Below are 13181 nucleotides of genomic sequence, written 5' to 3' on the forward strand. Positions count from 1 at the left end.
AACACCTCCGCGCGGACCTTCGAAATCGCGGCCGCAGCGATGGAAGCACAGCCTCTCAAGTTATGTGCTTTCGTTGCGGACCGGAATACCCCGCAAACGTGGACCGTAACGGGGCTACGAGGCCCCCAGAGGGCCCCTGGCGGCCGTTTGGAGCGATGTCCGCGGAATGCCGTTTCGCGCGTAATCGCGCGCGATCGCAGTCTTTTCGCGGCAGGGCGATACCCGCAAGAATTTCCCCTTGCCTCCTGCTGCCCCGCTGCGGCCCGCCTGACGGACCGTGCGACGAAGCCGACGAATCATGGGCGGCCGTACTACCAGCAATGACGGCGATTGGGGGCACTCCATGTCTGTAGTCAGCGAGAGCAGCCCATGTACGTGCATCGACCGGCTGCAGCGCGTTGCGCGGTCCCGCACGTCGCTGATATATTTCTTGGCATGCGATGGTCCCCCCGCCTCGTCGTGCTCCTGTTTCCGTTCGCGTGTGGTTTTGAAGAAGACGGCTCGACCGCCTCCCAGGGCGGCGGAAACGGCGACGGCACCACCACCACCACCACCACCGGCGAGCCGACCACCGGCGCCGAACTACCGCCTGGTTTTTGGCCCGGCGTCGCCTGCGCGCCGCCCGCCGAGGAGCAGGAGTCCGGGCCGAAGATCTATTTCGACCTCGACGCCGGCCGGGTCACCGGCCGCGATTTTTTCCGCCTGCCGTTCCCGCTCGACGCCCGCCGGCGCGGCGACGGCATCGACCTCACCGGTTTCCCGAGCCCGCCCCCCGACCTCGACCCCGCATTCGGCAACGTCGTCGGCCGATGGTTGTCGCATCTGCGGTCCGACGCCCCGGGCTTCGCGGTCAACGGCGCCGTCCTCTTTCGCAGCACCCACGGCATCGGCAGCCCGCAGGGCATCTTCATCGTCAACATCGACCCCGGCCACCCGAGCTACGGCAAGAAGCTCGAGGGCCTGTCGTACAGCGCCAAGAACGGCGACACCAGCGGCAACAATTACATCTGCCGCAACTGGCTCGCCGTCGAGACGATCGACGGCGTCCCGCTCGAGCCCGGCACCACCTACGCGGTGCTGATCACCGACGAGCTGCGCACCGTCGACGGCGACCGGTTCAGCCCGGACGCTGACTTTTCGGCCATGCTCCAAGGGACAGCCCCGTCCGACGCCCGGCGCAAGGCCGCGTGGGACACCTTCGCGCCGCTGCGGCAGTTCCTCGCCAGCCCCGAGAACGGCGCCGACGTCGACGTCGCCGCCGGCGAGCTGATCGGCGGCAGCGTCTTCACCACCGCCGCCAACACCGACGTCCTCGTCGGCGCGCGCGCGGCGGTGCGGGCCGCCCCGCTCTACGTCTCCGACCTGCACCTGTGCCAGGCGGCCGGGCCCGGCCCGTGCTCCGAGTTCGCCGGCCTCACCGCCGACGAGCGGGCCGAACGCGAGTGCGGCGCGCCCTCGCCGGACCACCTCGAGGTGCAGGGCCGCGTGCGCCTGCCGATCTTCCAGGAGGGCATCCCGCCGTACACCGACATCGGCGGCCGCATCGACCTCGAGGGCGGCACGCCGGTCCAGCGCAGCAGCTTCGACGCCTGCTTCAGCCTCACCCTGCCGGCCGGCACGCCGCCCGCGGAGGGCTGGCCGGCGGTCGTCTACGCCCACGGCACCGGCGGCGGCTTCCGCAGCCCGCTGATCGACGGCACCGCCCGCGCGCTGGCCGGGCGCGGCCTGGCGACGATCGCCCTCGAGGGCGTGATGCACGGCGAGCGCCGCAACGACAGCGACGACGACGGCGAGGTCGGCGGCCTCGACGTCGATCAATTGGTGTTCAACGTCTACAACCCCGAGTCGGCGCGCGACACGATCGTGCAGGGGGCGATCGATCAATTCACCGCGGTCCGCCTGGCGGAGGAGTGGCAAGACTCGACCTTGCTCGCGGGCCAGGTGCTGCGATTCGACGCCGACGCGCTGTTCTTCATGGGCCACAGCCAGGGCGCCAATTCGGGCGCGCTGTTCCTGCCGTTCGAGCCGCTGGTGCGCGCCGCGGTGCTGAGCGGCGGCGGGGCCAAGCTGCCGCGCACCCTGCTCGGCAAGGAGGAGCCCAAGGTCGAGAACCCAGTCAACGGCGACCTCCTGGCCCCGCGCGAGTTGTTGCAGCTGGCGTTCCAGGAGCGCCCCGACCGCCCGCTCGACACGCCGCACCCGATGCTCGTCCTGCTCAACACGTTCGTCAATCGCTCCGACGCCGACAACACCGCCCAGCTCATTCGCCGCCGCCCGCTCGACGGCATCGGAGCCAAGCACGTATTGAATTACATCGGCCACGTCGACAGCTACAGCCCGCTGCGCGCCGCCGGCAACCTCGCCATCGGCCTCGGCGCGCCGATCGCCGGCAAGAATCTGTTCCAGCCGCCCTGTGATGATTACACCGACGAGAACGAGCGCGTCGCCTGCGGCTGGACCTCCGGCCAATGGTTGCCCGAGGTCGCGCTCCCGGTCACCGGCAACGCCGGCGGCGGCCAGCTCACCGTCGTCACCCGCATGCTGCCCGCGCCCGCCGGCAAGGACGGCCATTACGTCGCCTTCGAGCCGGCCGAGATGACCCGCATCGCCGACTTCTTCGAGAGCGCCCTGACGGGCCCGGTCCCGACAGTGAAATGAGCGCTTTCGCGCGATCGAGGCCCCAACGGCGGCAGAGCGTTAGTTTTTATATTTTCAAGCAAAAGTTTTGTGATATTCTCGGCGGCATGGCTCCCCTGTCCTGCCGCCGAGTCGTCTGGTTCGCCCTCGCCCTCGCCCTCGCCTGCGGCCCGAAGTCGCCCGCCGACACCACCGACACCACCGATTCGCCGGGCACCACCAGCGGCCCCGGCACGACCAGCGACACCACCCTGAGCGAGACCACCTCGACGACCAGCGGCAATCCCTCGACCGCCGGCTCCACCGCTCCGAATCCCACCACCGCGAATCCTACGACCACCGGCGACACCGGTGATTCGACCGGCAACACCGGAGGAGACTTCATCTTAGTTCCCGACGGCGGCGGCGGCGGCTGCCCCAGGGCCGCCTTCAGCCCCTGCGACCCATGGGCGCAAGATTGCGCCCCCGACGAGAAGTGCGCTCCTACGGACGGCGGCTGCGACGTCTTCACCGTGACCGTCTGCGACGATCTCCCGAGCCAGCCGGTGCCGATCGGCGGCGCCTGCAAATCCCAGGGCCGCCCGCTGAGCGGCCGCAATGATTGTGAGCTCGGCGCCACCTGCTGGTTCATCGATCCCGAGACCTTGATCGGCACCTGCGTCAGCCTGTGCCACGGCTCCCCCGAGACCCACGATTGCTCGCACGTGCCCGGCACCGCCTGCGTGCTCGCCCACGACAACGACCCCTATGTCGCCCCGCTGTGCCTGCCGACCTGCGACCCGTTCGAGCCGACCTGTCCCGAAGGACATCACTGCCACCCGAGCGCCCTCACCCCCGAGCTGTTCGCCTGCACCCCCGACGCCTCGCTCGGCGCCGCCTTCGAGGCGTGCGGCAAGACCGACTGCGCCGCCGGCCTGCTGTGCAGCGAGCCGGAGAAGGCCGCAGTCGAGTGCGCCCCCGACACCAATTGCTGCACCCCGCTGTGCGACACAGGCGCCCCCGACTGCCCCGGCGCCGGCCAGGTCTGCCTGCCCTACTATGAAATGGGCCAGGCCCCCACCGGCCTCGAAGACGTCGGCCGCTGCGGCCTGCAGTGACGCGAAGCGCGCTCCGGCGACCCGGTGTGCCTGGTACCGCCTGCGGGTTCACCCAGGACGACTCCAACGCCGCAGCCTGCGACCCCTCCCTGCCCCAAACGACATCACCGTGACTGAAGCGCGCTCACCGAAGTATCAGAGCCGTATTCGACCACAGCACCTTGGGCGAGCTGCGGTTAGTGCGACCGTGTCCGGAAGCACGAACACGTTGGGAGAGAACGGGACCCACGAGAAGGTGTTCCGCATCAACGAGTACGTGTACGGAACGCTCGATAGTCAGATCCTGTCGCTGGAGCATGCGGGCCAGGACATTCTAGGCGGCTGGAGCGTGGAGGCGCAGTTCGTGCCCGAGTGATGTGAAAACCGCGGCCGCTTCCGCGCGCGATTGCGCGCGGATGGCGGTTTCGCCCGGCAGAGCTTGCCGAAATTCACTCGCCGGCGCATGTAACCACCTTCAGGCGCTTGCGGGTGTATCCTCCCAGCCCACGGGTGCCCATGAGCAACGTCCGCTCGTTCCTTGTCGCCTGCATGGTTTCACTGGCCTGCGAAAGGGAAGGGGCTTCTGTGCAGTTGCCCACGTTTGTAGCTTCCAGCAAATATATCGATTATAGTACCTGGGAAGATGCGTCCGTTATCTGCATGGACGACAAGCTTGCGGAGTGGGACCTCGTCATTGAAGAGACTGCAACATTCCTGCAGACGAGCCCTCCCACTGGCAGGATCCAGTATGTGTGGGTTGCGTTGCCGGTCTATCAGGTCGAGTCAGCGACCGACGTCGATTGGAGCGAGTGGGGTTGCCGAAAGGACCTGCGGGGATGCTACCATTATCAAAATGACGACGGCCGCGGGGTTGTGCACACCAAGACACTGGAGCATCTACACGAGTTGGTGCATGCGGTTGACATCCCGGCGCTCGGATACGGCCATCGAGTGCTGGAGGAGGGACTGGCGACGTATCTAGGGTCCTGGTACTCGAGCGAGGGAATACTCGATGGGTTCCCAGCCAGTTTGAAGGACATGATCACCGCGGAGCAGTTTCCAGACGACTACCTCCCGGCCATGCACTTCGTCGGCTCGATCCTCGAACGTGACGGGGTGAGCAAGTTCAAGGAACTTCGCACCAGGGTATCACGGAGGGCGAGCCTCGAAGAGTTCGCTGAGGCGTACAAGGTCGTGTATGGCGAGGATTTTGAGGCTGCACTCGTGAAAATGAGCTCCACTCCGGTGCAGGGCAGAATACCGCTATTGTCGGGCTGTAAAGAGGGACCGGAGGTCGTGCCGTGGGCGAGCCCAGGGCTCGTCGACACGATGCTGTACGGCGAGTGTGGTGACGGAGGGTTCTTCGGCGGTGGTTTTGTCGGTGATTGGCCGGGATTCATGAAGGACTTCGCGGTGGAGGTCGGCGAGTCTGGATACTACGAAATGACTGTCACCGGTCCTGGTGCCGAATCGAGCCAACTCCACGCCTCGATCGATGGGTGCTTTGACGGTTCGAGCACCATATCTTCGAGCGATGGCCAGACGGGGTTCGGATTCCTTACATCGGGGCGGCATGCCATGCGCGTGTTCTTCCCACAATCGTCGGCGCCGCGAGGTGAGCTTCATCTTCGACTGCAGTGGGTCGCGCCGCCGAAGCCGTGATAGGGAACTGCGCGCGATTGCTTACTCGGCCACCGCCACACCGGCAAGCTCGACGACTTTCACCGAGCGATCCACGACGATAGCCACCAGCGCACCCGCTGCTCTGGCCGTAAGGTCGACCAAGCCGGGGCCTGTAACGACGGCAATGCCGACGTTGTCCTTCAGGTCATGTCGATGTTCGGCGGCGACCTCACCGGCACGCTCGTCAGCGCGGACAAGCCGGTGCAGGTATACGGCGACCAAGAGTGCACCAACGTCCCGGCCTGCGATCAACTCGAGGAGTCGATGTTCCCGATCGAGACCCTCGCCGAGGAGTGCGTGGTCGTGCCGCCGGTGCAGGTCCCCAACGACCGGTTCGACAAGGCTCAGGTCGTGCCCGCGATCGCCAGCGAGGACAACACGACCTGACCTTCACGCCGGGCTAGCCGGTCAACAAGTTCCTGGTCAAGGCCGGCGACTTCGTCGAGATCACCACCACCACCCCGCCAGTGAGCGACCCTCCCGCGCGCGACGTCGCGCCCGGCGGGCCCGCAAAAACTTCCGTCGACCGCGAAGTTGACTACATCCCGCCGGCTCGCCGACGATCCATGGATGCATGGCCTGCTCCGCCTCGTCGCCTGTCTCGCCCTGACCGGGTGCATCGACCCCAAGACGCCCGAGGACGACAGCGACAGCGGCAGCTCGACCGCGCCGACCCCCGGCACCACAGTCGCGCCCGACGGCCCGAGCACCGCCGGCCCGACCACCGCCCAACCGACCACCGGCGATTCGACCACCGGCGATTCGACCACCGGCGACTCGACCACCGGCGACTCGACCACCGGCGACGGCGTGCCCGGCGTCCACGCCGGCGCGTGCAAGCCGGTCGATGGAAACACCTGTCCGATGGGACATACCTGCTGTTCGGACGATCCGGCGGCGTTGGGCAACCTGCCCAACTACTTCAATCCCGACGTGATCGACGACCAGTTCGGCCCTCCGCTGTTCTCCGACGGCAACAACGACCTCAGTCACTGGGGCTTTTGCATCGAGACCGGCGGCTTCCCCAGCCCGCTGAGCAACGGCTGCCCGGTCCCGTGCGACCCGCACTGGACGCTCGAGGATCGCGTCCTCATCTGCGGCGGCTCGCAGTGCTGCCCGTTCACGGCCGTCGACATCGCCAAGGACTGCATCCTCGACCCGGACACCGGCCGCTGGCGCACGGTGAACGGCTCCGACGTCCTGCTGAAGCGCAGCGAGTGGGGCGACACCCACGCCACCAACCAGGACCCGCAGCTCGAGAGCTGCAAGCAGCTCGCCGCCGGCGACGAGAACGCCATGATCGACTGCGTCCGCAAGCTCGGCGTCGCCGACCGGCGCGGCTATTGCTTCACCGGCGAGTGCCCGTGCGTCGAGGACGTGTGCGCCCAGAAGAACCCGGACTACGTCCCGCGCTGCCAGTGACGATCACCCGCGGAAGCGCCACCACAGCGTCAGCAGCGACGCCGACAGCAGCACGAACAGCGCGTACAGCAGCGGCAGCCACAGCATCCGCTCGTGCAGCGCGGCGGGGAAGCTGGCGAGGATGATGCCGAGCGCCAGCGGGCTGTTCTGGATGCCCGTCTCGAACGCGATCGCCCGCCGCCCCGCCTGCGGCACCCTGAGCAGCGCGGCCAGCAGATAGCCGAGCCCGAAGCCGATCGCGCCCAGGCCGATCGCCGCTGCGTACATCGCCGGCGTCGTCTGGGCCAGCAGCGCCCCGTTGTGATAGAGCCCGGTGACGATCAGCAGCGCCAGCACGCCGATCCCGGACAGGCTGCCGACCTTCTCGAGCACCGCCGCAGCGCGGGCCCAGCGGGCCCGGATCACCATCCCCAGCGCCAGCGGCACCAGCATCACCGCCAGAGTGGTCGTGATGTTGCCGTACGGGACCTTGAGCGCCGCGTCGGTGAACGAGCTGGCGTACACCAGCAAGAGCAGCGGCATCACCACCACCGCCACGATCGTCGACAGCGCGGTCATGCTGATGCTGAGCGCCACGTCGGCGCGGGCGTAGTAGGTGAACAGGTTGGAGGTCGTGCCGCCCGGGGTGCAGCCGACGATGATCAGGCTGATCGCCTGGTCGTTCGGCAGGCCGAGCGCCCTGGCCAGGGCGAACGCGATCAGCGGCATCCACCCGTACTGCGAGGCGAGCCCGATCAGCGGCCCGCGCGGGGTCTTCAGCACCGCGCGGAAGTCGGCCACGGTCAGCGACGCGCCCATCCCCATCATCAAGACGACGAGGAGCAGGGCCAGGAGCGCCTGTTCGAGGCCGGACAGCATCCCCCCGATGCTCGCACGCGAACCCGCGCGCGACAACCTGGCGGAACGCGGTTCTAACCTGTCCCGGAGGACATGTCCGAACGGCCCTGCGCGCGCACCGGCGGCCGCTCCTCGGCGAACAGCCGCAGCGCGAACGCCCCGGCCGGGGCCGCCCGCACGCGCGCCGACCACTCCACGAACGCCGGCGTCAGCGCGTGCGCCGGCATCGGATAGCCGTACTGCGGGGCCATCAGCGCCGGGCCGCAGAGGGCCGCGAAGGTCAGGTCGGCGGCGGTGAAGCGGTCACCGACGAGGTAGCGCCGGCCGCCCTCCAGGGCCCGCGCGACCTCGTCGAAGATCGCGTCGAGCCGGGCCTGCGAACGGGCCGTCGGCCCGGGGTAGAGCTTCAGGGCGCGGGCCATCAGCGCCTGCATCGGCACGGTCAGCAGGCGGCCGATCCGGCGCTCCCAGGCGGGTCCGGAGCAGGTCAGCAGATCTCGCGACCCGCCGCGGTCGCGGAACATGCACGCGTAAGCGACGCGACGCACTGCGGGCCCGACGACCTCGTCGAAGCGAGCGATCAGCCGCTCGACCTCGGCGCGCAGCTCCGGCTCCTCCGGGAACAGCTTGCGCGCCGCGGGCAGCGACTCGTCGGCGAAGCGGACGATGTCCGTCGACTCGCACAGCACGCCCCGGGGCGTCACCAGGGCCGGCACGGTGCGCCTGGCACCGGCGGCGCGGGTGGCAGCGAAGTGGAACAGCGGGACGTGGTCGGCCTCGACGTAATCGAGGCCGGCGTGGTCGAGGGCCCAGCGGGCCTTCTCGCAGAAGTGGCTGAACCCGATCGTGATCAGGCGCAGCGGCGCGGGCGAGCGGCTCACGACGAGGCGGTGAGCTTCTCGAGCTCCTTGCCCAGCGTCTCCTCGATCTTGCCCTTGAGCGGGGTGAGCATGAAGCCGAGGTCGAGGTTGACGTCGACCTTGTTGTCACTGATCACCAGCTTGCCCTCGACGCCGGTCCCCTTGACGTTGAGGGTGCGATCGTCGGCCCACGAGGTCTTGGCCTGGTACTTCTCCTGGAGCTTCGCGCCCAGGGTGCTGATCCGTTCCTTGATCACGGCGGGCTCGAGGGAGTGGTTGCGGGACAGGTTGATCTTCGGCATCGGCCAGTCTTAGTACCAAAAAGCTCGCGGGTCCTGCAAACCGGGGGCGGCGCGGGCGCCACGGGGGCCGCAGGCTTTCGTCACAAATTTGGCCCGCAGGGCGCCCCCGTGGAAGCTGCGGCCGTGCTCCAAAGCGTCAGCGCCACCGAGACCGCACTGCCTCCTTCGGACCTGAGGGCCCCCGCGAGCCCGAAGGCCCCGGCCCCGGGCGTGCAGACGCCGCAATCGGGCCCGGCCCGGGCCACCAGCGCGCGCGCGACCACGCCGGCGGTGGTGCAGAAGCCTCTGCCCGAGCCGACCTGGCGCTCGGCCGACAACCGGGCGCGGCTTTACAAGGGCGACTCCCTCGAGATCTTGGAGCGCGTCCCGGCGGAGTCGGTCGACGTGATCTTCGCCGATCCCCCGTACTTCCTGTCGAACGGCGGCTCGACCTGTCGCGCGGGCAAGCGGACCAGCGTCGACAAGGGCGCGTGGGACAAGTCGAACGGCGTCGAGGAGAACCACGCCTTCAATCATCGGTGGCTGAGCGCGTGCCAGCGGGCGCTGAAGCCCAACGGCACGATGTGGGTCTCGGGCACCGGCCACGTGATCTACTCGGTCGGCTACGCGATGCAGCAGCTCGGCTTCAAGATGCTCAACGAGATCGTGTGGGAGAAGCCGAACCCGCCGCCGAACCTGTCGTGCCGCTACTTCACGCACGCGACCGAGACGCTGCTGTGGGCGGCCAAGAGCCGCAAGAGCCGCCACGTCTTCAACTACGACCGCATGCGCGAGATGAACGACGGCAAGCAGATGAAGACGGTGTGGCGCCTCACCGCGCCCGGCCAGAAAGAGAAGCTGCTCGGCCGCCACCCGACGCAGAAGCCGCTGGCCCTGCTCGAGCGCCTGCTCCTCGCCTCCTGTCCCGACAATGCCCAGGTGCTCGATCCATTCAACGGCTCCGGCACCACCGGCGTCGCCGCGGTCACCCTCGGCCACAGCTACATGGGCATCGACCTCGAGCAGGAATACATCGACCTGACCCAGGCCCGCCTGCTCGACGCCGTCCCGTCGCTGCGCGAGCGCCCGGCCCTACAAGTGGTGCGCTGAAACATGTGACCTTCGCGGGAGCCTCGTCTCGCTCGAGGACGATGCGTCGACCCCGAGAACTGCCCCGACGCCGCGGCCGAGACGGTCCTGCACCTGCTCAAGAGCTGCTCGCTGTGCGTCGGCGTCTTCGGGGACGCGATGTGCGGTCCGGACCCGCGGCCGGGACGCTTGTTGCTACTGGAGCTTCGACCTGACGTACGCCTGCCCCTTCCCGTGAGCGGCGCTCCGGTCGCCCGCCGGACCAAAAACAAAGGGGCGACGATCGCTCGCCGCCCCACCGCTCGCCGCCCTCGCGACGCGCGACCTGCCCCTCGGGGACAGGCGTCACACCTCGGTGATCTCGGCTTCCTTCTTGCTCAAGATCTCCTCGGCCTGCTTGACGAACTTGTCGTGCATCTCCTGCACCTTCTCGAGCGCCTTCTTGAGCTCGTCCTCGGTGATCTCACGGCCCTTCTCGGCCTCCTTGAGGAACTCGTTGGCCTCGCGGCGCGACTGGCGGATGGCGACCTTGGCCTCCTCGCCGAGGTCCTTGACCTGCTTGACCAGGGCCTTGCGGCGGTCGCCGGTGAGCGGCGGGATGGCGAGGCGGATCACGACGCCGTCGCTCTGGGGGTTGATCCCGAGGTTGGCGGCGTTGATGGCGCGCTCGATCGGGCCGACCATGTTGCGGTCCCACGGCTTGACGACGAGCAGGCGGGCGTCGCCGATGGAGACCGTCGCGACCTGGTTGAGCGGCATCAGGGTGCCGTAGTTCTCGACGCGGATCTCGTCGAGCATGGCGGGGTTGGCCCGGCCGGCGCGGACCTTGGAGACCGCCTTGCGCAGGTGGTCGAGCGCCTTGTCCATGCCGTCTTGGGCCAGTTCGAGTGCGTCGTTCATCGTCGTGCTCCGTCGCTTGGATGGTGTGGTTCGAGTGGGCGCGGGCTACTCCGCGCAGACCAGCGTGCCGAGCTCCTCGCCGCAGACCACGCGGCGGATATTGTCCCGCCCGAGCATGTTGAAGACAAGGATGGGCAGGCTGTTCTCCTTGCACAAGGAGATCGCCGTGCTGTCCATGACGTTGAGGCCGCGGGCCAGCACGTCGAGGTAGGTGAGGCGGGAGTAGCGGACCGCGTCGCTGTGCTTGTGCGGGTCCTTGTCGTAGACCCCGTCGACCTTGGTCGCCTTCAGCAGCACGTCGGCGTGGACCTCCATGGCCCGCAGGGCCGCCGCCGTGTCGGTGGTGAAGTAGGGGTTGCCGGTCCCCGCCGCGAAGATGACCACGCGGCCCTTCTCGAGGTGCCGGGTCGCGCGCCGACGGATGTACGGCTCGGCGACCTCCTTCATCTCGATCGCCGACATCACCCGGGTGTAGACCCCGCGCTGCTCGAGCGCGTCCTGCAGCGCCAGCGAGTTCATCACCGTCGCCAGCATGCCCATGTAGTCGGCGCTGGCGCGGTCCATGCCGGAGGCCGCGGCGGACAGGCCGCGGAAGATGTTGCCGCCGCCGATGACGAGCGCGACCTCGACCCCGAGGCCGACGACTTCCTTGACCTCCTCGGAGATCGTGCGCAGCACCTCGGCATCGACGCCGTAGCCCTGCGTGCCCTGCAGGGCCTCGCCGGACAGCTTGAGCAGGATCCTCTTGTAGCGGGGGGCGGCTGCCATGCGGTCCGTCTCTCCGGCCCGCGGGGCCGGCGGCAAAAGATTCGTCACCACGCACATAGCGAGAGAGCGGGGGTCGCCCGCTCTCTCGCTCGCGTCTTTACGCCTTGATCTGCGCCGCGACCTCGGCGGCGAAGTCTTCGGTCTTCTTCTCGAGGCCTTCGCCCAGCTCGTAGCGGGTGAAGCGGCGGATCTTGATGTTCTCGCCGAGCTTCGCCACCAGCTCCTGCTGCAGCAGCTCGATCGTCTTCTTGTCGTCCTTGACGAACTTCTGCTCGAGCAGCACGTGCTCCGAGTAGAACTTGCCGACCTGGCCGTCGACGATCTTGTCGACGATCTTCTCCGGCTTGCCCTCGGCCAGCGCCTTCTCGCGCAGCAGCGCGCGCTCGGACTCGACCTTGGAGGTGTCCATCTCTTCACGACGGACGCAGACCGGGTTCATGGCGGCGATCTGCATCGCCACGTCGGCGCAGAAGGCCTGGAAGTCGGCCGTCTTGGCGACGAAGTCGGTCTCGCAGTTGACCTCGAGCAGCACGCCCACGCGATGGTTCATGTGGATGTACGAGGTGACCGCGCCCTCGGTGGCGATCCGGCCGGCCTTCTTGGCCGCGCCCGCGATGCCCTTCTTGCGCAGGTACTCGACCGCCTTCTCGATGTCGGCGTCGACCTCGGTCAGCGCCCTCTTGCAGTCCATCAGCCCCGCGCCGGTCCGCTCGCGGAGGTCTTTGATCATGTCGGAGGTGATCGTGGCCATGGCTCAGTCCTCTTTGGTGCTGGTCTCTTCGTCGGGCGTGGCAGCGGCCTCGGGGGCCGGCAGCTGGGTGCGACGCGAGACGACCTCGACGCGCGGGCCGTCGCCGCCGGTGGTCACCCGGATCGTCTCGGGGACGTTGTGACCCTCGGGCTCGTTGACCGCGCGCGACTTGCCGAGGCGCGCGCCCTCGAGGCAGGCGTCGGCGATCTTGCTGCAGAACAGCTTGATCGCGCGGATGGCGTCGTCGTTGCCGGGGATGACGTGCTGGATGAGCCGCGGGTCGGCGTTGGTGTCGGCGACCGCGACCACCGGGATGCCGAGGCGGTTGGCCTCGACCACGGCGATGTGCTCCTTGACCGGGTCGATCACGAACACGGCGCCGGGCAGCTTCGGCATGTCCTTGATGCCGCCGAGGTTGCGCTCGAGCTTGCCGCGCTTGCGCTCGAACATCAGCGCTTCCTTCTTCGTGATCGCCTCGTACGTGCCGTCCTGGCTCATACGCTCGATGTTGCGCAGCTTGTCGACCGACTGGCGGACCGTCGTCCAGTTGGTCAGGGTGCCGCCGAGCCAGCGGCTGCACACGAAGAACTGGTTGGCGCGATCGGCCTCCTGGCTCATCACGTCCGAGGCCTGCTTCTTGGTGCCGACGAACAGGACCGGCTTGCCCTCGGCGGCGATGCTGCGGATGAACGCGTACGCCCGCCGGAACATGACCGCGGTCTGCTGCAGGTCGATGATGTGGATGCCGTTGCGGGCCCCGTAGATGTAGGGCTTCATGCGCGGGTTCCAGCGCTCGGTCCGGTGACCGAAGTGGACGCCCGCCTCGAGGAGCTGGCGCACGGTGATGATCCGCTGGCCGTCCGACATTTCGAGCGAC

Annotated in this window: 14 protein-coding genes; 7 read left to right on the plus strand and 7 right to left on the minus strand. The window is 68.2% G+C overall.

Annotated elements, in window-relative coordinates; translation table 11 throughout:
* Positions 1–435 precede the first annotated feature (435 nt).
* The 6 genes from OV090_RS19560 to OV090_RS19585 all read left to right on the plus strand — a co-directional run bounded on the left by OV090_RS19560 (position 436) and on the right by OV090_RS19585 (position 6818).
* Positions 436–2658 carry a hypothetical protein gene (locus OV090_RS19560; protein ID WP_267705344.1) on the plus strand — a complete coding sequence of 741 codons (2223 nt, stop codon included), beginning with the start codon at positions 436–438 and terminating at the stop codon, positions 2656–2658.
* Between the two features lie 86 nt (positions 2659–2744).
* Positions 2745–3734 carry a hypothetical protein gene (locus OV090_RS19565; protein WP_267705345.1) on the plus strand — a complete coding sequence of 330 codons (990 nt, stop codon included), beginning with the start codon at positions 2745–2747 and terminating at the stop codon, positions 3732–3734.
* Positions 3735–3921: 187 nt separating this feature from the next.
* Positions 3922–4089, plus strand: a complete 168-nt coding sequence (locus tag OV090_RS19570) for a hypothetical protein (protein WP_267705346.1) — start codon at positions 3922–3924, stop codon at positions 4087–4089.
* Between the two features lie 284 nt (positions 4090–4373).
* Positions 4374–5375, plus strand: coding sequence for a hypothetical protein (locus tag OV090_RS19575; protein ID WP_267705347.1), 1002 nt, complete (start codon positions 4374–4376; stop codon positions 5373–5375).
* Positions 5376–5543: 168 nt separating this feature from the next.
* Entirely contained in the window at positions 5544–5783 is a 240-nt protein-coding gene (locus tag OV090_RS19580; RefSeq protein WP_267705348.1) for a hypothetical protein, read from the plus strand.
* 183 nt (positions 5784–5966) lie between these two features.
* Positions 5967–6818: a hypothetical protein gene (locus OV090_RS19585; RefSeq protein WP_267705349.1), complete on the plus strand. Its 852-nt coding sequence runs from the start codon at positions 5967–5969 to the stop codon at positions 6816–6818.
* 3 nt (positions 6819–6821) lie between these two features.
* On the opposite strand, the gene OV090_RS19590 is transcribed toward OV090_RS19585, so the two are convergent.
* The 3 genes from OV090_RS19590 to OV090_RS19600 are packed head-to-tail and all read right to left on the minus strand — an operon-like array spanning position 6822 to position 8817.
* Positions 6822–7676 carry a bile acid:sodium symporter gene (locus OV090_RS19590; RefSeq protein WP_267705350.1) on the minus strand — a complete coding sequence of 285 codons (855 nt, stop codon included), beginning with the start codon at positions 7674–7676 and terminating at the stop codon, positions 6822–6824.
* Positions 7677–7729: 53 nt separating this feature from the next.
* The gene (locus OV090_RS19595; RefSeq protein WP_267705351.1) at positions 7730–8536 is read right to left on the minus strand and encodes a glutathione S-transferase family protein; all 807 of its coding nucleotides are present in this window, start codon (positions 8534–8536) and stop codon (positions 7730–7732) included.
* Complete coding sequence (locus OV090_RS19600) at positions 8533–8817, minus strand: polyhydroxyalkanoic acid system family protein (protein WP_267705352.1); 285 nt, start codon at positions 8815–8817, stop codon at positions 8533–8535. Before OV090_RS19600 ends, OV090_RS19595 begins: the two co-directional genes overlap by 4 nt.
* 270 nt (positions 8818–9087) lie before the next feature.
* Between OV090_RS19600 and OV090_RS19605 the strand changes: the two genes are divergently transcribed.
* Positions 9088–9906, plus strand: a complete 819-nt coding sequence (locus OV090_RS19605) for a DNA methyltransferase (protein WP_267707135.1) — start codon at positions 9088–9090, stop codon at positions 9904–9906.
* 324 nt (positions 9907–10230) lie between these two features.
* Here OV090_RS19605 and frr read toward each other — a convergent pair whose 3' ends face one another.
* The 4 genes from frr to rpsB form a co-directional block, all read right to left on the minus strand.
* Positions 10231–10785: a ribosome recycling factor gene (frr, locus tag OV090_RS19610; protein ID WP_267705353.1), complete on the minus strand. Its 555-nt coding sequence runs from the start codon at positions 10783–10785 to the stop codon at positions 10231–10233.
* 45 nt (positions 10786–10830) lie between these two features.
* Complete coding sequence (gene pyrH / locus OV090_RS19615) at positions 10831–11553, minus strand: UMP kinase (protein ID WP_267705354.1); 723 nt, start codon at positions 11551–11553, stop codon at positions 10831–10833.
* Between the two features lie 97 nt (positions 11554–11650).
* On the minus strand, positions 11651–12304 hold the full coding sequence (gene tsf, locus OV090_RS19620; RefSeq protein ID WP_267705355.1) for a translation elongation factor Ts: 654 nt from the start codon (positions 12302–12304) through the stop codon (positions 11651–11653).
* A gap of 3 nt (positions 12305–12307) precedes the next feature.
* Positions 12308–13171: a 30S ribosomal protein S2 gene (gene rpsB / locus OV090_RS19625; protein WP_267707136.1), complete on the minus strand. Its 864-nt coding sequence runs from the start codon at positions 13169–13171 to the stop codon at positions 12308–12310.
* Positions 13172–13181: the final 10 nt, after the last annotated feature.

It is taken from the genome of Nannocystis sp. RBIL2 (assembly GCF_026626745.1).
GTDB lineage: Bacteria > Myxococcota_A > Polyangia > Nannocystales > Nannocystaceae > Nannocystis.